Origin of the sequence: Xanthomonas sp. D-99 (assembly GCF_017746145.1) — a bacterium.
In the GTDB taxonomy this organism is placed as follows: domain Bacteria; phylum Pseudomonadota; class Gammaproteobacteria; order Xanthomonadales; family Xanthomonadaceae; genus Xanthomonas; species Xanthomonas cissicola.
Window position 1 is genome coordinate 14,570 of sequence record NZ_JAGHWU010000058.1, and the last position, 19,428, is coordinate 33,997.

Below are 19,428 nucleotides of genomic sequence, written 5' to 3' on the forward strand. Positions count from 1 at the left end.
GGGCGCAGCACCCGCCGTCAACGCAGCAGGTCAATGCCCGGTCTTGATCTCGGTCCACAGCCGCGTGTACAGCCGGTCCACTTCAGGCGGATTGATGGCATAGGTGAACATCTTGGCGGTCACCTCCGGAGGCGGGTAGATGGTGGTGTCGTTGCGGATCGCCGCATCCACCAACGGCGTGGCGGTGCGCACCGGGTTGGCGTAATGGATGAAGTTGGTATTGGCCGCGGCCACGTCCGGCTTCAACAGATAATTGATGAAGGCGTAGGCGTTGTCAGGATGCTTGGCATCCTTGGGAATGGCCAGCATGTCGAACCATTGCGGCGCGCCCTCCTTCGGAATGGCGTAGGCCACCTTGATGTTGTTGCCGGCTTCCACGGCACGGTCGCGCGCCTGGATGATGTCGCCGGACCAGCCCACCGCCAGGCAGGTGTTGCCGTTGGCCAGCGAGGTGACGTACTGGCTGGAGTGGAAGTTCTGCACATACGGGCGAATGGTCTTGATCAGCGCGGCGGCCTTTTCGATCTCGGCCGGCGTGGTGCTGTGCGGATCGAGCCCGAGATAATTGAGCGCGATGGGAATCATGTCCGAAGGCGTGTCCAGGATGGTCACGCCACAGTCCTTGAGTTTGGACAGATTCTCCGGCTTGAACACCAGATCCCAGCTGTTGGCGACATCGGTGTTGCCGAAGATCGCCTTGAGCTTGTCGACGTTGTAGCCGATGCCGGTGGTGCCGATCATGTACGGCACGCCATAGGCGTTGTTCGGGTCCTGCGCGGCGATGCGGCGCATCACGTCCGGATCCAGATTGACCAGATTGGGGATCTTGCTCTTGTCCAGCGGCAGGAAGACGCCGGCCTGGATTTGCCGGCCGAAGAAGTTCAGCGTGGGCACCACCACGTCGTAATCGCTGCCGCCGGCCAGCAACTTGGTTTCCACCATTTCGTCGCTGTCGAACACGTCGTAGGTCACCTTGATGCCGGTGCTCTTTTCGAACGCGGGAATGGTGTCTTCGGCGATGTAATCGGAATAGTTGTAGACGTTGAGCACCTTGGCCTGCGCGTCGGTCCTGCCGGGCGCGCCAGCGCCGCCACAGCCGGACAGCAGGGTGATGGACAGCGTCAGGGCGAGCAGTCGCAGCGTCATGTGGGTCTCCAGGCAGCGCGATGGGGCGGCCGGTCTCGAATCCGGTCTCTTCCCAGCCTACCACTGCGCCCCGGTTTGCCCAGCGCAGCGAGGCCGGCACAGATAGGGCTTGCCGGCTGGCGAGCGCGGCAGTTGCCGCGATGGCATCGTGCCGGCGCATGCGTGCTCAGCGACCTCGTCGCTGCCCGATGCTGTGCGGAGGGAGGTTTTGCGGGAGCTATCGACCCAGCGCCTGCGCGGTATCGTCCAGCGCAGCCCAGGCCTTGTCGAACAATTCGTCGACCTGCGCGCGGGTGATGATCAACGGCGGCGACAGCAGCATGGCATCGTAGGTCGCGCGCAGGATCAGACCGCGGCGCAGCGCGAAATCGCGACACATCGCCCCTACCCGCCCGCGCCTTGGGAAATACGCACCGCGACGCTGTTTGTCCGGCACCAGTTCCAGCGCCCCGACCAGCCCGGCGATGCGTGCCTCGCCGACCAGCCGGTGCTCGCCCAGCGCGGCCCAGCGCTGCGCCAGGTACGGCGCTATCTGCGTGCGCGCGTTCTCGACGATGCCTTCGTCCTGCAGCAGGCGCAGGTTTTCAAGCGCCACCGCCGCGCACACCGGATGCCCGGCATAGGTGCCACCGTGCGCCAGCTCGCCGCCTTGGGTCTTGAGCACACCGGCCACGCGGTCGTTGAACATGGCTGCCGCCAACGGGATGTAGCCGGAGGTGATGCCTTTGGCCAGCGTCATCACGTCGGGCTGGAAGCCGAAATACTCCGCACCGAACCATTCGCCAGTACGCCCGAAACCGCAGATCACTTCATCGGCGACCAGCAAGACGTCGTAGCGCCGGCAGATCCGCTCGATTTCCGGCCAGTAACTGCGCGGTGGGATGTAGACGCCGATCGCGCCCATGATCGGTTCACCGATAAACGCGGCCACATGTTCCGGGCCGAGTGCCAGAATCTTGTCTTCCAAAACGACGTGCCGCCAGCAACCCGTATTCCTCCGGATCCCTCTTCCGGCCATCGCCGAAGTGATACGGCGGTGCGATGTGGTGGATATCGGCAATCGGCAACCCGCCCTGCTGATGCATCCCCTTCATGCCGCCCAGGCTGGCGCCGGCCATGGTGGTGCCGTGATAACCATCATGGCGGCCGATGAAGATGCGTTTTTGCGGCTGCCCCTGCACGGCCCAGAAATGCCGCACCAGGCGCAGGATGGTGTCGTTGGCCTCGGACCCGGAATTGGCGAAGAACGCATGATTCAGATCGCCCGGCGCCAACTCCGCCAGCTTGGCCGCCAACTGGATGGTGGGCTCGGTGGTGCACTGGAAAAAGCTGTTGTAGTACGCCAGCTGCTCCATCTGCCTTGCCGCTGCCTGCGCCAGTTCCTTGCGCCCATAGCCGACATTGACGCACCACAATCCGCCGAACGCATCCAGCAACTGGTTGCCATCGGCATCCCACACGTACACGCCCTCACCGCGCGTCAGGATGCGCGTGCCCTTCTGCGCCAACGCCGCATTGTCGTTGAACGGATGCAGATGATGGGCGGCGTCGAGCTGCTGCAACGCCTTGAGCACCGAAGGATCCACGACCTGCTCCGCGCATGAGGAGTTACCAGCATACCCAGGCCCCGTTGCCGGACCGTGGACGGCTTTGCAGATCGCCCGGCCAATCCCTTGCACGCCCGGCAAACAAGTCGGCCTCGAGAACTTCAACTGCCGCCGACGTCGCGCTCATCCGCCCTTCGGGCACCTTCTCCCCCATGAAGAAGGACAATGTCCCGATGGCAGAAGGAAACGTTTGGCGACGTAGGCGGCCTGGACATTTCGACGACGCTTTCGGCTTCCTACCAGCACTGACTCGCCTACGCAGGGCGGCGCGCATGGATGCGCGAGGTTTTTGTAGAGACATGGATGTCCCTTACAAAAATTTCTGCCGGACTTGCGCACCCGTAGCGCCGAAGGCGCGCAGGGCGCGAGGACGGGGTGTGCTTTCTTTGATTACTTTCTCTGCACAAGCAAAGAAAAAGAAAGTGACTCGCGCCCGAAGGGCGTGAAAGCTCTGCTTTAAATTTGAATCACCAAAAACGCGTAGGCACAAGCCACGCTTCAACACCACCCGACACCGCACCCTCATCCGCCCTTCGGGCGGGAGAAGGAAAACGCTCGGCACGGGTCTCAATCACGCAGCTCACACATTCAACAACAAGAACTCCCGTTCCCACGAACTGATGACCCGGAAAAACGTCTCGTACTCCTTCCGCTTCACCGAGATGTACGCACGCACGAACCGCCGCCCCAACATCTCCTGCAACGCCTCGCAGCCTTCCAGCTCATCCAGCGCCTCGCCCAGCGAGCGCGGCAAATCGTAGCCTTGCTCCTTGCCATTGCTGCTGATCGGCGCGGTCGGCTCGAGCTTTTCGCCAATCCCCAATAACCCGCATGCCAGCGTCGCGGCCATGGCCAGATACGGGTTGGCGTCGGAGCCGGCAAAGCGGCTTTCCACCCGCATGTTCTGCGGCACATCGATGGGCACGCGCAGCCCGCAGGTGCGGTTGTCGAAGCCCCACAGCACATTGCTCGGCGACACCTCGCCGAACATCAATCGCCGGTAAGAATTGACGTTGGGCGCCAGCAGGCCCATCGCCATCGGAATGTATTTCTGCAGGCCGCCCAGATAATGCGCGAAGGTATCGCTGAAGCCGCCCTCGCGCTTGCCGCTGAACACGTTCTTGCCGGTGCCGGCATGCAGCAGGCTCTGGTGGATATGCATCGCACTGCCTGGCTCGGTTTCCATTGGTTTGGCCAGGAACGTGGCATACACACCGTGCCGCAGCGCGGCTTCGCGCATGGTGCGCTTGAACAGGAACACCTGGTCCGCACGCGACATCGGATCGGCATGGGTGAAGTTGACTTCCAACTGCGCGGCGCCGGACTCGTGGATCAGCGTGTCCACGTCCAGTTCCATCGCATCGCAATAGTCGTACATCAGGTCCAGGATGGGGTCGAACTCGTTGACTGCGTCGATCGAGTACGACTGCCGCGCCGTTTCCGGCCGCCCCGAGCGCCCGGCCGGCGGCAACAGCGGGAAGTCGGGGTCGGTGTTTTTCTGCACCAGGAAGAATTCCAGCTCAGGCGCCACCACCGGTTGCAGCTCGGCCTGGGCATAGGCATCCAGCACGCGGCGCAGCACATTGCGCGGGGCAAGTTCGTGCGGCTGGCCATCCTTGGTATAGCAGTCGTGGATGACCTGCGCAGTGGGGTCGGCCGCCCACGGCACCATGCGCACGGTGCTGGCATCCGGGCGCAGATGCATGTCCGAATCCGATGGCGAGGTCAGCGCGTAGTAGTCGTCCGGGAAATCGCCGGTCACGGTAGTGGCAAAGATGCCTTCCGGCAGGCGCGTACCGTAATCGTGCGAGAACTTGTCGGCGGGAATGATCTTGCCGCGTGCGTTGCCGGTGATGTCCGGCACCAGGCATTCCACCTCGGTGATGCTGCGCTCCTTGAGCCAGCGGCGCAGCGCGCTCTCCGGCTGCGTGGGCGTGGTTTTGCGCGAACGTGTGCGGATGGACATACAACCTCACTTGCCGCGTCGCGCGGCGTATTGGCGACAGGCCTCGCCGAAGGCCTGAAAGATGGCACGGTAGAACGGATGCTGTGTGACACGCCATTCCGGATGCCATTGCACCGCCAGCAGAAAGCCCGGGCCGGGGCCGTGGAACGCTTCGATCAGACCGTCCGGCGCGGTGGCTTCGATCAGCAAGCCCTCGGCCAGCGTGGCAATGCCCTGCCCGTGCAGGGAATTGACCCACACCTGGGCGCTGTCGCTCATGCCCGCCAGCCAGCCGCCGGGATGCAGGTGCACCACATGCGCCGGACCGTATTGCGTGTCTATCGGTGTGCCGGCGTCTTCCCGGTGATCGGCCAGGCCGGGCACGTCGTGCACGCGCTGATGCAGGCGCCCGCCCAAGGCCACGTTGACTTCCTGCAGCCCGCGGCAGATCGCCAGCACCGGCAGGCCACGCGCAAGCGCCTGCGGGATCAGCCCGAGGCTGGTGGCATCGCGCGCCGGGTCGCGCGGGTTGCCTTCCCAGCTGGGCTCGTCGCTGTAGTGATGCGGCTCCACATTGCTGACCGCTCCGGTCAACAGCAGCCCATCCAGCCGCTCCAGCCACGCGCCCGCATCCAATGCCGGCTGTAGGCTGGGCAACAGCACCGGCATCGCACCGGCTGCCTCGACCACCGCGCGGATGTACTTCTCGCCGGCGGCCAGGAACCGATGAGGCCCTTGCAGGATGCGATCGGTCGGCAGGCCGACCAGCGGAACGACAGCCATGCGCGAAAATCCGGTGCGTTGGGTGGAACGTCGATACGGTCGAAGTTACCGCGCCATCGCCGGCATTGCCAGGCGCGCCACTGCGCTTGCGATTGCTCACGCACGCTTTGCTACGCTGCGCGGCGACTTCGCAGGTGTTGCCCATGGCTTCCGAGACTTCCGTCGCGTCCCTGCCCGCTGCCGATGCCCACACCCTCTCTCGCATCGCCGGGTGCGAGTCGGTCGATCTGTTACTGCCCGACACCAATGGCGTGCTGCGCGGCAAGCGCGTGACCGCCGACGCGCTGCGCAAGGTGTATCGCGACGGCGTGTGCCTGCCGATGTCGCTGATCGCCACCGACATCACCGGCAACACCGTGGAAGAAACCGGTCTTGGCTACGCGATCGGCGACGCCGACCGCATCTGCCGGCCGATCGAAGGCTCGCTACGCCCGGTGCCCTGGGCGCCACGGCCGATGGCGCAGCTGTTGCTGGCGATGCACACCCCCGAAGGCGGGCTGTTCGAGGTCGCCCCGCGCGCGGTGTTGCAGCGCGTGCTGCAGGGGTTTGGCGCACTTGGCCTGACCCCGGTCATCGCAGTAGAGCTGGAGTTCTATCTGTTCGATGCGGTGGCCGATGCACAGGGGCGCCCGCAAACCCCGCGCGACCCGATCACCGGCGAACGCAGCGACAGCACGCAGGTCTATTCGCTGCAGGATCTGGACGACCAGCGTGGCTTCACCGATGCGGTCACCGTCGCTTGCAGACAGCAAGGCATTCCGGCCGACACCGCCGTGGCCGAGTACGCACCCGGCCAGTTCGAAATCAATCTGCAACACCGTGCCGATGCGGTGGCGGCCTGCGACGAGGCGGTTCTGCTCAAGCGCACCATCAAAGCCATTGCGCAGCAGCAGGGCAAGCTGGCCAGTTTCATGGCCAAGCCTTTCCCCGGCCAGGCCGGCAGCGGTTTGCATCTGCATGTGAGCTTGCTCGATGCCGCCGGGCACAACGTGCTGGCCAGCGCCCCCGACGCGCCTGCGCAGCCGCTACGCCACGCCATCGCCGGGCTACAGCGGCATGCAGATGCCTCGCTCTTGATGTTCGCCCCGCATGCCAACAGCTATCGCCGCTTCGTCAGCAATGCGTTCGTGCCGCTGGATGCGAGCTGGGGCTTCAACAACCGTACCGTGGCACTGCGCATCCCGCACAGCGATGCGCACAACACCCGCATCGAACACCGCATTGCCGGCGCCGATGCCAACCCATATCTGGTCGCTGCAGCCGTGCTGGCCGCGATACTGGACGGCCTGCGGCAGCCGACCGAACCCGCCGCGCCCATCACCGGCAATGCGTACGCACAGTCGGTGTTCGCCCCACGCAGCTGGCAAGGCGCGGTGGATGCGTTCCTCGGCAGCGACTTCATCGGCGAGCAGTTCGGCACGCAGTTCCAGCACGTATTCGGCCAGCAGAAACAACGCGAGCTGCTCGACTACCAGGCGCAGGTACCGGACCTGGATTACGCGCGGTACCTGCGCACCGTGTGATGGCTCGCCCGCTCGCGCCACTGCCGCACGGCAACTCGCCGGGCAACGGGTATCCGGACAGCTGGTACGCACGCAGCACGCCAGCCCTACCCCAACAACCGCGCCTGCAAGGCGCCGAGCACGCCGACGTCTGCATTCTCGGCGGTGGCTATACCGGCCTTACCGCTGCGCTGGCGCTGGCCGAGGCCGGTTACGCCGTCACCGTGCTGGAAGCCCGACGTGTGGGCTGGGGCGCGTCAGGGCGCAATGGCGGCCAGGCCATCGTTGGCTACGGGTGCGAGCAGGAAACGCTGGAAGCGCTGGTCGGCAACGACGATGCTCGCCTGTTGTTCGATTTCTCGCGCGACGGCATGCGCCTGCTGCGCGCACGCATCGCCGGCCATGCCATCGCCTGCGACTGGCGCGACGGCCACGCGCATGTGCCGCTGAAGCCGCGTCAGGTGCAGGCGCTGCAGCACGGCATCGTGCGCATGGCCGAACGCTACGACTACCCGCTGCAGTGGTGGGACCGCACACGCACCCGCCAGATGCTGGACAGCCCGCTGTACCTGGGCGCCATGTTCGACCCCGCCAGCGGCCATCTGCATCCGCTGGCCTATGCATTGGGCCTGGCACGGGCCGCGCTGGCCGCCGGCGTGCGCATCTACGAAGATTCGGCCGTGACCAGGCAGCAACCCGGGGCGCGCGTGGTGATGCATACCGCCCACGGCAACGTGACCGCCGCGTTCGGCGTGATCGCCGGCAATGCCCTGCTGCACGGCATCGCCCCGCCGCTGGAGCGGCGCATCATGCCGGTCGGCACCTATGTCGGCGCCACGCCGCCATTGGGACAGGCGCGTGCACGCGCGCTGATCGCCAACGACATGGCGGTCGCCGATACCAACTGGGCATTGGATTACTATCGGCTCAGTGCCGATCACCGCCTGCTGTTCGGCGGGCGTGCCAGTTACTCCTCGCGTCCGCCTGCGGGCTTGCAGCGCCTGATGACCCAGCGCATGCATACGGTATTTCCGCAACTGCACGATGTGCCGCTGGAAACGCTGTGGGGCGGCTACGTGGACATCTCGCGCAACCGTGCGCCGCACTGGGGCCGGCTGGCGCCCAACCTGTACTTCGCACAGGGCTTTTCCGGACATGGCGTGGCGGCCACCGGCCTGGCCGGCCAGGTCATTGCCGAGGCCATCGCCGGCCAGAGCCGGCGCCTGGACGTGTTCGAACGCATCGGCCACCGCCCGTTCCCTGGCGGGCAGCGGCTGCGGACCCCGCTGCTGGTGGCGGCGATGAGCTGGTATCGGCTGCGCGATGCGCTGTGGTGACCGCCACGCTTTGGAACGCGGTGCTCAAGTTTTGGCGAGCAGGGCCGTTAGCTGACCTGACGGTTCGATCCAGACGGCCAGCCGATGTCCCCAGGTACCCTACATCGCAATAGTGAAAGTGCAGTCCTGCCGCAGCGCGTGCTGTTGGTGGAGAACTCGCGCACGTTCACCAGCATGCTGCGCGAAGCCATCGAGCAACGCGTGGAACTCCCGGTCACGGTCGTCTCGACCCTGGCCGAAGCGGCGCGTGTATTGGACGAAGAGGACGGCTGGTTTCTGGTCCTCACCGGCCTGGTGCTGGTCGACGGCGACCGCGACAAGGTCGTGGAATTCTTTCTCTCGCGCAAACTGCCCACCGTGGTGGTCAGCGGCGTGTACGACGAAGACCTGCGCCAGCGCGTGCTGCAGCAGCAGATCATCGATTACGTGCTGAAGAATGCGCCGGGCAGCATCGAGTACCTGGCATGGCTGGTGCAGCGCCTGGAGCGCAATCGCCGGATCGCCGCCCTGGTGGTGGACGACTCGCTGTCGGCACGCACCTATGCCGGCGCCCTGCTGTCGATGTACGGCTACCGCGTGGTGCTGGCGGCCGACGGCGCTGCCGGGCTGGATGCGATCGAACGCGACCCCGACATTCGCCTGACCATCGTCGACCAGGAAATGCCTGGAATGGATGGCGTGGAATTCACCCGCCGGCTGCGCGCGATCCGCTCGCGCGACAAGGTGGCGGTGATCGGCATATCCGGCAACAGCGATTCGTCGCTGATTCCGCGTTTCCTGAAGAACGGCGCCAACGACTTCCTGCGCAAACCCTTTTCGCGCGAAGAATTCTTCTGCCGCGTGTCGCAAAACGTGGACCAGTTGGAACTGATCGGCACGCTGCAGGATCTTGCCACCCGCGACTTCCTCACCGGCCTGCCCAACCGGCGCTATTTTCTGGAACAGAGCCAACGGGTCATTCCCAAGCTGTTGTTGGAGGACCAGACGGTGACCGCCGCGATGGTGGATATCGACCATTTCAAGCACATCAACGACACCTGGGGCCACGAGGCCGGCGACCAAGCGTTGCGTGCGGTGGCCGCGTCGGTGTCCGGGCATGCGCGGCCGCAAGATCTGGTCGCACGCTTCGGTGGCGAGGAATTCTGCCTGTTGGTGCCCGGGCTGGATGCCGCCAACGCCACCAGCTATTTCGAAACCCTGCGCGAGCGCATCAGCGCCCTGCGCGTGCGCGTGGGAGACGAGACGTTGAGCATGACGGTGAGCATCGGCGTATGCATCGCCAGCGAAAGCGACCAGTCGCTGCATTACCTGCTGAACGAAGCGGACAAGCACCTGTATCTGGCCAAGGCCGGCGGCCGTAACCAGGTGCGTCTGGCAAGCTGATGCTGCATCGTCGGCAGGCCCAAGCGGCGCGTGCGGATGACGCGCCTGCCGACATGCCTTGATCCAGATCAACGCCCGGCCGGCGTGCGCGGCTTACCGTATGCCCATCGCACTGGGCAAGGGACTTCGATGGCACTGCTGGTCTGGCAGGACGACCTCAACACCGGGATCGAGGTGATCGATCATCAACACCGGCGCATTGTGGACATGATCAATCAGCTGCATGTTGCGCAGACCAGTCTGCAGCAACTGGCAGTGGCGGAGGTGATCGACGAACTGATCGATTACACGCTCTCGCACTTCGCCTTCGAAGAAGAATTGATGCAGGAAGCCGGCTATCCCTTCAGCCAGGCGCACCAGCGCGTGCATGCGGTATTCGGCAAACGGGTCGGCGAATACCGCCTGCGCTTCCAGGCCGGCGAAGACGTCAGCGACGAGCTGCGCAACATGCTCTCGCGCTGGCTGTTCAACCATATTCGCGGCGACGATCAGGCCTACGCACCGCAGGTGATCGCACACCTGGACCGGTTTTCGCGCACCCATCAGCACGGTGGCTGGCTGGGCCGCACGCTCAAGCGGATCTTCAGCTAGAAGCCAGACCAACAGCACGGCTCTACGGCAGCGCACTGAGGCGTTCACGGTATCGCGTCATCGTGCGCCGCCGTGCTGCTGCACGATCCGGACACTCCATCAACCGTCGCGATCTCCGGTCAGCGACGCCACCGTCGCGCCACTACCAGCGCAACCAGGCTCAGCACCGCCGCCCCGCCCAGGTAATACCCCACCGATTGCACGCCGTAACTGGCCGCCAGTTGCGTGGCCACGTAGGGCGCCGGCGCCGCACCCAGGATGCTGGCAAGATTGAACGACAGCGACGCGCCGGTGTAGCGCACCTCGGTGGGATACAGCTCGGCCAGCAGCGTGCCGCAGGGACCATAGGTCAGGCCCATGAAGAAAAACCCCAAAGACAGGAACCCCAGCACCTGCAACGGGTGGCTGGCCTGAAACAGCGGCGCAAACGCCAGGCCGAATGCCACGATGGCGATGCTGGCCAGCATCATCGCCAGCGGCGCGCCGTGCCGGTCGCCAAACTTGGCCGACAACGGAATGCCCAGCGCAAAAAACACGATGCCGGCCATCTGCAACAACAGGAATTGTTCCTTGTCATAGCCCAGTGTCTTGGTGCCATAGCCCAGTGCAAAGACCGTCATCAGATAAAACAGCACGAAGGTGGCGAACGCGCCCAACGTGCCGACGATCAGTGCCGGCCAATGCTGCGAGACCACGGTGCCCAGCGGCAGCCTGACACGCGTCTTGCGGTCCAGCGTCTTCTGGAAATCCGGCGTCTCGGTGATGCTCAGGCGTACCCACAGCCCCGTCAGTACGAGCAAGGCACTGGCCAAAAACGGCACGCGCCAGCCCCACTGCATGAACTGCGCATCGTCCAGCGCTGCGCCCATGCCCAGAAAGGTGCCGGTGGACAACAAAAACCCCAGCGGCGCGCCCAGTTGCGGAAACATGCCGTACCACACGCGCTTGCCCGGCGGCGCGTTCTCGGTGGCGAGCAGCACGGCCCCGCCCCATTCGCCGCCCAGACCCAACCCCTGGCCGAAGCGGCACAGCGCCAGCAATGCAGGAGCAAATACTCCGATCTGCGCGTAACTGGGCAGCAGGCCGATCGCCACCGTCGACAGGCCCATCGTCAGCAGCGCCGCCACCAGCGTGGCCTTGCGCCCTACCCGGTCGCCGAAGTGACCGAACACCGCCGATCCCACCGGCCGCGCGACAAACGCCACCGCAAAGGTCGCCAACGACTGCAGCATCGCCGCACTGCCATCGCCGGCGGGAAAGAACAGCGTGGGGAACACCAGCACTGCGGCGGTGGCGTAGATATAGAAATCGAAAAACTCGATGGTGGTGCCGATCAGGCTGGCGAACAGCACGCGCGCGGGTGAATTGGTGGGTGTGGCGAGCGGCACGGCGGCAGTCATCGTTGATCGGCATCCAGGAAGCAAGACGGCCGATTCTGGCAGATCCCGGCAGCGCTTTGCGCAGGCTAGCCGGTCGGTAAAAAGTTACAGACGTGACCGACGGTGTTGTGGATTGCGCGTTGCTCGTCTTGAAACAGACGCACTCGCAGAAGTGCCCGACAAAACGTAGCCCGCAATCATTAGCTACTTAGCCAGCAAGGTGTGAGGTCTTCGCGTTTGCTGCGGGCCCTTGCCCGCCCACCGTCGCGGGACCCTTGGCGGCATGAATGCCGCCACGGAGCTTACAGGGACGTACTTGCAGCGTGTCCCGCGACGGTGGGCGGGCAAGGACCAGTTGAGATAGTCGGGGGTGTCAGTGCAAGCGACAGGCGACGTCCGCTTTCGCTATGCCTGGGCGCGGTTAGGTTGCGGCACTCAAGCGCGAAGCTGCGCCGTCTTCGCACCACAAGCCGCTTTTATAAAACCGCCGACCAACTGTCTGGTGCGGTGTCCTCGCCGGTTGCGGAACCGTTGGCGGCATGGATGCCGCCATCGAGCCCCCATGGATGGGTTTACGGCGTGTCCCGCAAGCAGTGAGCGCGCCGCGCACTCGACGTTTTCAAGTTTGCTGCCAGCGTCCTTGCCCGCTCACCATCGCAGGACACTCTGCAAGCACGTTCTTGTAAGCAGCGAAAAAAGTAACCAACGAATCGCTCAGTCGTCCTGCGACTCTTGCACCGTTGCACGCTGCACCTGCTCCATCAAACCAACAGACGTGAGAACCGCAAATTGCCGCTCGCCGCGATCTTCCACGCGGACCCAACCCGGGCCTGGCTGACCGTCCAGGTTCGCCGTCCCCAACCAGGCGAGCGTGCGCAGCAGCACGCTCATGCGCACCCCCAGGTGCTTGCATAACCTGGCAAGCGACACGCCATCGGGCGCGTCGGCAAGTACCTGCAGCAGCTGCACGGTGAGCTGTGGGTCAGCGGACAAGCACCGCTCCGATATCGCGCGGTGCCGCGTCGGCGGTTTCGGCGCGGTGCGGCAGCACGATCACCGGAATCGACTTGGAGGTCGGCGTACGTGCCTCGTCGGCGAAACTGGACAACGGCACCAGTGCATTGGTTTCTGGGTAATACGCGGCCAGGCAGCCGCGCGGGATGTTGTAGTCCACCAACAGGAAACGCCGCGCCTCGCGGCGCACGCCGTCCTCGCACAGGCTTTCCAGGTCCACCCAATCGCCCGCCTTCATGTTCAATGCCGCGATGTCCGCCCCATTGATGAACAGCACACGGCGCTCGCCGAACACGCCGCGATAGCGGTCGTCCAACCCATAGATGGTGGTGTTGTATTGATCGTGCGAACGCGTGGTGGCCAGCGTAAACACCATCTGCTCGGCGTGGCTACGACGCGCGCGATGGATGGGGTTGTCGGTGGGCACCGCATGCGGCTTGAACACCGCGCGTTGTTCCGGCGTCACCCACTGCCGATCGCGGGCGGTGTTGGACAAACGGAATCCACCCGGCGTACGCACGCGCTCGTTGAACCCGGCAAAGTCCGGGAACACCTGCGCGATGAGATCGCGCACGCGGTCGTAGTCGCCTACCAGCCAACGCCAGCGGATCGCGCTGCGTGCGCCCAGCGTGGCTTCGGCCATGCGCGCCACGATCGCCGGTTCCGACAGCAGGTCCGGCGAGGCCGGCGGATTGATGCCGGCCGACAGGTGCACCATGCTCATCGAATCTTCCACCGTCACGCCTTGCGAGCCGGCATCCTGGATGTCGATCTCGGTGCGCCCCAGACACGGCAGGATCAACGCATCGCGCCCATGCACCAGGTGGCTGCGATTGAGCTTGGTGGTGACATGCACGGTCAATTCGCAGTTGCGCAACGCGCGGTGCGTGGCATCGGTATCCGGCGTGGCGGCAGCAAAATTGCCGCCCATCGCGAAGAACACCTTGCCGCGCCCATCCAGCATCGCCTCGATCGCACCCACGGTATCGAAGCCGTCTGCGCGTGGCGGCGCGAAACCGAACACCGATTGCAGCTTGTCCAGGAACGCGGCCGGCGGTTTTTCATAGATCATCATCGTGCGGTCGCCCTGCACGTTGCTGTGCCCGCGCACCGGGCAGACGCCCGCGCCGGGCCGGCCCAGGTTGCCGCGCAGCAGCAGCAGGTTGGTGATCATGTGGATGGTCGCCACCGAATGCTTGTGCTGGGTGATCCCCATGCCCCAGCACGCAATGACGCGCTCGGCATTGAGGTAGATCTCGCCGGCCTTGCGCAGCGCAGTTTCGTCCAGTCCGGATTCTTCGACGATGGTGTCCCAGCTTTCCGCATGCACGTCGGCAGCGAAGGCCTCGAAATTGGCGGTGTGCGCCTGGATGAACTCCAAGTCCAGCAAGCGCGGCGTACCATCGCGCTGCGCCTGCGCATCGCGCTCCAGCACATGCTTTATGATGCCCTTCACCGCAGCCAGGTCGCCGCCGATCTTGAGCTGGAAATAATCCGAGGCGATGCGCGTGGAACCGTTGTGCAACATCTCCAGCTTGTCCTGCGGGTCGGCGAACTTTTCCAGCCCGCGCTCGCGCAGCGGGTTGAACGCTGCAATCGCCGCACCGCGCTTGGACGCCTGACGCAACTCGCCCAGCATGCGCGGGTGATTGGTGCCCGGATTCTGCCCGAAGATGAAGATGGCGTCGGCCAGCTCGAAATCGTGCAGCGACACCGTGCCCTTGCCCACGCCGATCTGCGAACGCAGCGCCGTGCCGGAGGGCTCGTGGCACATGTTGGAGCAATCGGGGAAGTTGTTGGTGCCGAACTCGCGCACGAACAACTGATACAAGAACGCTGCCTCGTTGCTGGTGCGCCCGGAGGTGTAGAAGATCGCCTCATCCGGCGTTGCCAGGCCATTGAGATGCCGCGCGATCTGCGCAAAGGCATCGTCCCAGCTCACCGGCACGTAGTGATCGGTCGCAGCGTCGTAGCGCATCGGGTGGGTCAGGCGGCCCTGCCCTTCCAGCCAGTAGTCGCTGTATTGCGACAGCAGGCTGACGGTGTGCGAAGCGAACAGCTCCGGCCCGGCGCGACGTGCGGTGGACTCGGCCGCCACGGCCTTGGCGCCGTTTTCGCAGAATTCGAAGGTGGACGTGTGGTCGCGATCCGGCCAGGCGCAACCGGGGCAGTCGAAGCCGTCCGGCTGGTTTGCGTGCAGCAGCGTCTTGGCGCCCTGCACGGCGATGTCCTGTTCCATCAGGTGCTTGGCCACCGAGCGCAATGCGCCCCAGCCGCCCGCGGGATTGTCGTACTGCTTGATGGTTTTCTTGCTCATGCGGGCTCTCCCACCGCAACGCCAAGATCCAGGCGCTGCGGATGGCTGTAAACGACACAATCGTGATCGCGGGCAAACCCGATCAGGGTCAGTCCCGCACTTTCGGCCAGGCTGATCGCCAGCGCAGTAGGCGCCGAAATCGCTGCGAGCAGCGGAATCCGGGCCTGCGCGGCTTTCATGGCCATTTCGTAACTGGCGCGGCTGGTGACCACCGCGAACCCGTGCGATGCATCGATGCGCGCGCGCGCCAATGCACCGATCAATTTATCCAGCGCGTTATGCCGGCCCACGTCTTCGCGGACCAGCTGCACATTGCCTTGCGCATCGGCCCAACCGGCCGCATGCACGGCGCCGGTCTGCGCGGCGATGGGCTGCCGTGCGTGCAACGCATCCAATGCATTTGCCAAGGCATCCACGTCGATCTGCAGGGACGAGTGCAGCACCGGTGGCACACGCAGCACCGCTTCGATGGATTCGTTGCCGCACACCCCGCAACCGCTGCGCCCGTCCAGATTGCGCCGCCGCTGGTCCAGCGCGGCTGCCCGCTCGGGCGGAATTTCGATCTGCAGCGAAGCGCCTTCCAGAAACGTCTCCACCGCGATCACGCGCAAGTCCTGCGCGTGATCGACGATGCCTTCGCTCAACGAGAACCCGAGTGCGAAATCCTCCAGGTCCTCCGGCGTGGCCATCATCACCGCGAACGGCACGCCGTTGTAGATGAAGGCGACTGGCATCTCGGCCGCCACCCTATCCTGCACCGTGGCGCTGCGGCCGCCGCGATGGCGACGGACCGTGCGCACCACAGTGCCGGGACGCACGGAGTGGGAAGACGGACTGGTCATCTCATCTCAATGGAACAGCACGAAGGCTTTTTGCAGCGTGACCCAGATACCGAACAGCATCGGGATACCCACCGCCAGCCAGGCAAACGCGACCAGTACGGGGTTGCCACCATGACCGATGCGTGCCATTTGTTCCGGTGGAATCACGCCGTGTCCGGTGCGGTCGACCTTTTCGTGGGCCAGCTGCTTTTCGCGTGCCAGTTCGTCGGGCGTCATGAAGTGACGCGCGGCCACCGGGCGCACCAACAGATTGCAGATCAGGCCGAGCACGAGCATGCCGGCAAGGATGTACATGGTGGTGTTGTAGACCTGTGACGGCGGGCTGCCGTGGGCCAGCTGGTACTCGCGCATGTAACCCACCACCACCGGGCCCAGGATGCCGGCGGTCGCCCAGGCGGTCAGCAGCCGGCCGTGGATCGCACCGACCATCTGGGTACCGAACAGGTCGGCCAGATACGCCGGGATGGTGGCGAAGCCGCCGCCGTACATCGACAGGATGATGCAGAAGATGCCCGCGAACAGCGCGATGCCGCCGATGCCGCCAGCCGACGGAGCCGCTGCATACAGGCAGATGCCCAGCACGAAGAACAACGTGTAGGTGTTCTTGCGGCCGAGCTTGTCGGACATGCTGGCCCAGAAGAACCGGCCGCCGATGTTGAACAGGCTGAGCAACCCGGTGAAGCCGGCCGCGATGGCCGCGATGCTGGCCAGTTGGGTCGGATCCAGGCTGGCGAAACCCACATCCACGCCGATCAGACGGCCACCGAACACTTCCTGCAACATCGGCGAGGACATGCCGATCACACCAATACCGGCCGAGACGTTCAGGCACAACACGCCCCACAGCAACCAGAACTGGGGGATGCCCCAGACCTTTTTCACGTGCACGTGGTTGGCGGTGATCATGGCATTGCTGCTGGTCACCGGTGCGGTCCAGCCGGCCGGGGTCCAGCCGCTCGGCGGCACGCGATAACCGAACGCGCCCGCCATCATGAAGACGAAGTACAGCGCCGCCATTACCAGGAAGGTTTCCATCACGCCCACCGAGGTGGGGGTCGCGAAATGGCGCATCAGCGCATCGGCCAACGGGCTGCCGATCATCGCGCCGCCGCCAAAGCCCATGATCGCCATGCCCGTCGCCATGCCGCGACGGTCCGGGAACCACTTGATCAAGGTCGACACCGGCGAGATGTAGCCCAGGCCCAGACCGATACCGCCGATCACGCCCGAACCCAGCCACAGCATCCAGATCTGATGGAAGTGGATGCCGGCTGCCGAGATCACCAGGCCGCCGCACCAGCACAGCGCCGAGACCACGCCGGCCTTGCGCGGGCCGGCCCGTTCCAGCCAGCCGCCCCAGATCGCTGCCGAGCCGCCCAGCAACACGAAGAACAGCGTGTACATCCACTGCAATTCGCTGATCTTCCAGTCGCAGGTGGTGGCCACCATGCGCGCGAACAGGCCCATCTCGGCCGGGCACGCGATCGACTCGGTGATGCCCAGCGCCTTGGACAACGGCAGCCAGAACACGCTGAAGCCGTAGGCCATGCCGATGCACAGGTGGATCGCCAATGCTGCCGGCGGTACCAACCAACGATTGAACCCCGGCCGCGCAATGATGCGCTCCTTGGACAGTAAACCGGCGTCTGCGCCGCTGGCTGTCGCCACGGTGGACCCTTGCGTCATTCTCATTTCCCCCAAAAAACCAACGATGAACTGCGAAAGCACAGCTGACAGGACTACCACCAACGCCTCGCGGGCGATGGCGACGTCCTGTCGGCCGTTCCGAATACGATTGATAGCTGCAATCAAATAACGCGTTGCGATACGGGCAGCGACACCGACCAGGCCCAACTCGCGGTCGTCTGGCGCATCATCGGCGATCCGTGCCTGTTTGCAATGCTCGCCAGCGCCCTGCTGTGTTGCAAAGCGCCGCTACCACCCATGCCGCGTAAGCGTGCCTTGGTGCTAGCGGCCGCAGCTGCGACTAATTGACTAGTCTGTCTGCACTTCGCCAACCGCGTCGCGAAACCGTTCCCGCCGCACCGGCTGCACGCGCAGCGCTGTGGTGGGTGCTGGCGTCGTCCGCTCCCTGCCCCGTCTACCGGAGTACGCACGACGCGCCGGCCGTTCCCATGCGCGTGCCGGCATCTCAGGTGACGGACGAGGTGCCGGCTGCGTACAGTCGAGCGATCCTGCACGATGGAGCCTGCCATGCCCCACCACCTTCCCAGCGATACCGCCGATGCGCTGCAGGCACCGACGCAGCTGGATGCTTTCTGGATGCCGTTCACCGCCAATCGCCAGTTCAAGGCACGGCCGCGCCTGCTGGCCTCGGCGCAGGACATGTATTACCGCGATGTGCACGGCCGCCAGATCCTGGACGGCACGGCAGGCCTGTGGTGCTGCAATGCCGGACATAGCCGGGCGCGCATCGTGGCAGCCATCCGCGAACAGGCCGGCACGCTGGATTTCGCGCCGACCTTCCAGATGGGCTCGCCGCTGCCCTTCGTGCTGGCGCAGCGGCTGGCCGCGATCGCCCCACCGGGCTTGGGCCATGTGTTCTTCACCAACTCCGGCTCGGAAGCGGTGGATAGCGCGATGAAGATCGCGCTGGCCTATCACCGGCTGCGCGGCGAAGGCCAGCGCACCCGTTTCATCGGCCGCGAGAAGGCCTACCACGGTGTCGGGTTCGGCGGCATGTCGATCGGCGGGCTGCCCAACAACCGCAAATGGTTCGGCCCGCTGCTGGCCGGCACAGATCATCTGCGGCACACGCTGGATCTGCAGCGCAACGCCTATGCGCGTGGTTTGCCCGCACACGGCGCGGAGCTGGCCGACGATCTGGAGCGGCTGATCGCCTTGCACGATGCGTCCACCATCGCCGCGGTGTTCGTCGAACCGGTGTCCGGTTCGGCCGGCGTGATCCTGCCGCCGGAGGGCTACCTGCAGCGCTTGCGCGCCATCTGCGACCGCCACGGCATCGTGCTGGTGTTCGATGAGGTGATCACCGGTTTCGGCCGCGTGGGCAATGCATTCGCTGCGCAGCGCTTCGGCGTCACCCCGGACATCATCACCGCCGCCAAGGGCCTGACCAGCGGCACCGTGCCGATGGGCGCGGTGCTGGTGGCCGATGCGATCTTTGATGCCTTCATGCACGGGCCGCAAAACGCGATCGAGCTCTTTCACGGCTATACCTATTCCGGCCACCCGCTGGCCTGTGCAGCGGCGATTGCCACGCTGGACACCTATGCCGAGGAAGAGCTGTTCACGCGCGCGATCACGCTTGGCCCGCAGTGGGAAGACGCACTGCACAGCCTGCGCGGCTCGCCGCATGTGATCGACATCCGCAACATCGGCCTGATCGGCGCGATCGAGCTGGCACCACGCGACGGCGCCCCAGGCGCGCGCGGTTACGACGTCTTCGAGCGCTGTTTCCACGAGGGCGGCCTGCTGGTGCGCGTCACCGGCGATGTCATCGCACTGTCACCGCCGCTGATCGTCACCCCAGCGCAGATCGTGCAGATGGTGGAGACACTGGGCAAGATTCTTCGCCAGGTGGACTAGGCGCGGCTGGCCATC

14 protein-coding genes and 1 pseudogene are annotated in these 19,428 nt (G+C 65.0%); 6 read left to right on the forward strand and 9 right to left on the reverse strand.

Annotated elements, in window-relative coordinates; translation table 11 throughout:
* Nucleotides 1-30: 30 nt before the first annotated feature.
* From J7360_RS17495 to J7360_RS17510, 4 genes and pseudogenes are all read right to left on the reverse strand, one after another.
* Complete coding sequence (locus tag J7360_RS17495) at nucleotides 31-1,146, reverse strand: polyamine ABC transporter substrate-binding protein (protein WP_007963776.1); 1,116 nt, start codon at nucleotides 1,144-1,146, stop codon at nucleotides 31-33.
* A 217-nt stretch (nucleotides 1,147-1,363) separates the two neighbouring features.
* Nucleotides 1,364-2,732: pseudogene (locus tag J7360_RS17500) on the reverse strand (aspartate aminotransferase family protein).
* A 601-nt stretch (nucleotides 2,733-3,333) separates the two neighbouring features.
* Nucleotides 3,334-4,719 carry a glutamine synthetase family protein gene (locus J7360_RS17505; protein WP_007963778.1) on the reverse strand — a complete coding sequence of 462 codons (1,386 nt, stop codon included), beginning with the start codon at nucleotides 4,717-4,719 and terminating at the stop codon, nucleotides 3,334-3,336.
* Nucleotides 4,720-4,725: 6 nt separating this feature from the next.
* Nucleotides 4,726-5,481: a gamma-glutamyl-gamma-aminobutyrate hydrolase family protein gene (locus J7360_RS17510; RefSeq protein WP_057659060.1), complete on the reverse strand. Its 756-nt coding sequence runs from the start codon at nucleotides 5,479-5,481 to the stop codon at nucleotides 4,726-4,728.
* A 143-nt stretch (nucleotides 5,482-5,624) separates the two neighbouring features.
* Between J7360_RS17510 and J7360_RS17515 the strand changes: the two genes are divergently transcribed.
* The 4 genes from J7360_RS17515 (at nucleotide 5,625) to J7360_RS17530 (ending at nucleotide 10,294) form a co-directional block, all read left to right on the forward strand.
* Entirely contained in the window at nucleotides 5,625-7,004 is a 1,380-nt protein-coding gene (locus J7360_RS17515) for a glutamine synthetase family protein (RefSeq protein WP_057659062.1), read from the forward strand.
* Nucleotides 7,001-8,320, forward strand: coding sequence for an FAD-binding oxidoreductase (locus J7360_RS17520; RefSeq protein WP_174232335.1), 1,320 nt, complete (start codon nucleotides 7,001-7,003; stop codon nucleotides 8,318-8,320). The genes J7360_RS17515 and J7360_RS17520 overlap by 4 nt, the downstream gene beginning before the upstream one ends.
* 84 nt (nucleotides 8,321-8,404) lie before the next feature.
* Nucleotides 8,405-9,703: a diguanylate cyclase gene (locus J7360_RS17525; protein ID WP_005915311.1), complete on the forward strand. Its 1,299-nt coding sequence runs from the start codon at nucleotides 8,405-8,407 to the stop codon at nucleotides 9,701-9,703.
* A 129-nt stretch (nucleotides 9,704-9,832) separates the two neighbouring features.
* Entirely contained in the window at nucleotides 9,833-10,294 is a 462-nt protein-coding gene (locus J7360_RS17530; protein WP_209034333.1) for a bacteriohemerythrin, read from the forward strand.
* Nucleotides 10,295-10,413: 119 nt separating this feature from the next.
* Here the strand turns inward: J7360_RS17530 and J7360_RS17535 are convergent, their stop codons facing one another.
* From J7360_RS17535 to J7360_RS17555, 5 genes are all read right to left on the reverse strand, one after another.
* Nucleotides 10,414-11,694 carry an MFS transporter gene (locus J7360_RS17535; protein ID WP_007972338.1) on the reverse strand — a complete coding sequence of 427 codons (1,281 nt, stop codon included), beginning with the start codon at nucleotides 11,692-11,694 and terminating at the stop codon, nucleotides 10,414-10,416.
* Between the two features lie 693 nt (nucleotides 11,695-12,387).
* Nucleotides 12,388-12,666: a hypothetical protein gene (locus tag J7360_RS17540; protein ID WP_022559366.1), complete on the reverse strand. Its 279-nt coding sequence runs from the start codon at nucleotides 12,664-12,666 to the stop codon at nucleotides 12,388-12,390.
* On the reverse strand, nucleotides 12,656-15,004 hold the full coding sequence (locus J7360_RS17545) for an FdhF/YdeP family oxidoreductase (RefSeq protein ID WP_007972339.1): 2,349 nt from the start codon (nucleotides 15,002-15,004) through the stop codon (nucleotides 12,656-12,658). Before J7360_RS17545 ends, J7360_RS17540 begins: the two co-directional genes overlap by 11 nt.
* On the reverse strand, nucleotides 15,001-15,846 hold the full coding sequence (gene fdhD / locus J7360_RS17550) for a formate dehydrogenase accessory sulfurtransferase FdhD (RefSeq protein ID WP_057659069.1): 846 nt from the start codon (nucleotides 15,844-15,846) through the stop codon (nucleotides 15,001-15,003). The genes J7360_RS17545 and fdhD overlap by 4 nt, the downstream gene beginning before the upstream one ends.
* Before the next feature lie 6 nt (nucleotides 15,847-15,852).
* Nucleotides 15,853-17,532, reverse strand: a complete 1,680-nt coding sequence (locus tag J7360_RS17555; protein ID WP_057659072.1) for an OFA family MFS transporter — start codon at nucleotides 17,530-17,532, stop codon at nucleotides 15,853-15,855.
* Between the two features lie 126 nt (nucleotides 17,533-17,658).
* Between J7360_RS17555 and J7360_RS21680 the strand changes: the two genes are divergently transcribed.
* Complete coding sequence (locus tag J7360_RS21680) at nucleotides 17,659-17,841, forward strand: hypothetical protein (RefSeq protein WP_081027471.1); 183 nt, start codon at nucleotides 17,659-17,661, stop codon at nucleotides 17,839-17,841.
* Nucleotides 17,842-18,048: 207 nt separating this feature from the next.
* The gene (locus tag J7360_RS17560) at nucleotides 18,049-19,413 is read left to right on the forward strand and encodes an aspartate aminotransferase family protein (protein ID WP_170922317.1); all 1,365 of its coding nucleotides are present in this window, start codon (nucleotides 18,049-18,051) and stop codon (nucleotides 19,411-19,413) included.
* The last annotated feature ends 15 nt before the right edge of the window (nucleotides 19,414-19,428 follow it).

What these genes read in the sequence shown, in the direction of transcription:
- J7360_RS17495 (WP_007963776.1), bottom strand. Translation starts at nt 1,146, where the DNA reads ATGACGCTGCGACTGCTCGCCCTGACGCTGTCCATCACCCTGCTGTCC.
- J7360_RS17505 (WP_007963778.1), bottom strand. Translation starts at nt 4,719, where the DNA reads ATGTCCATCCGCACACGTTCGCGCAAAACCACGCCCACGCAGCCGGAG.
- J7360_RS17510 (WP_057659060.1), bottom strand. Translation starts at nt 5,481, where the DNA reads ATGGCTGTCGTTCCGCTGGTCGGCCTGCCGACCGATCGCATCCTGCAA.
- J7360_RS17515 (WP_057659062.1), top strand. Translation starts at nt 5,625, where the DNA reads ATGGCTTCCGAGACTTCCGTCGCGTCCCTGCCCGCTGCCGATGCCCAC.
- J7360_RS17525 (WP_005915311.1), top strand. Translation starts at nt 8,405, where the DNA reads ATGTCCCCAGGTACCCTACATCGCAATAGTGAAAGTGCAGTCCTGCCG.
- J7360_RS17530 (WP_209034333.1), top strand. Translation starts at nt 9,833, where the DNA reads ATGGCACTGCTGGTCTGGCAGGACGACCTCAACACCGGGATCGAGGTG.
- J7360_RS17535 (WP_007972338.1), bottom strand. Translation starts at nt 11,694, where the DNA reads ATGACTGCCGCCGTGCCGCTCGCCACACCCACCAATTCACCCGCGCGC.
- J7360_RS17545 (WP_007972339.1), bottom strand. Translation starts at nt 15,004, where the DNA reads ATGAGCAAGAAAACCATCAAGCAGTACGACAATCCCGCGGGCGGCTGG.
- fdhD (WP_057659069.1), bottom strand. Translation starts at nt 15,846, where the DNA reads ATGACCAGTCCGTCTTCCCACTCCGTGCGTCCCGGCACTGTGGTGCGC.
- J7360_RS17555 (WP_057659072.1), bottom strand. Translation starts at nt 17,532, where the DNA reads ATGACGCAAGGGTCCACCGTGGCGACAGCCAGCGGCGCAGACGCCGGT.
- J7360_RS17560 (WP_170922317.1), top strand. Translation starts at nt 18,049, where the DNA reads ATGGAGCCTGCCATGCCCCACCACCTTCCCAGCGATACCGCCGATGCG.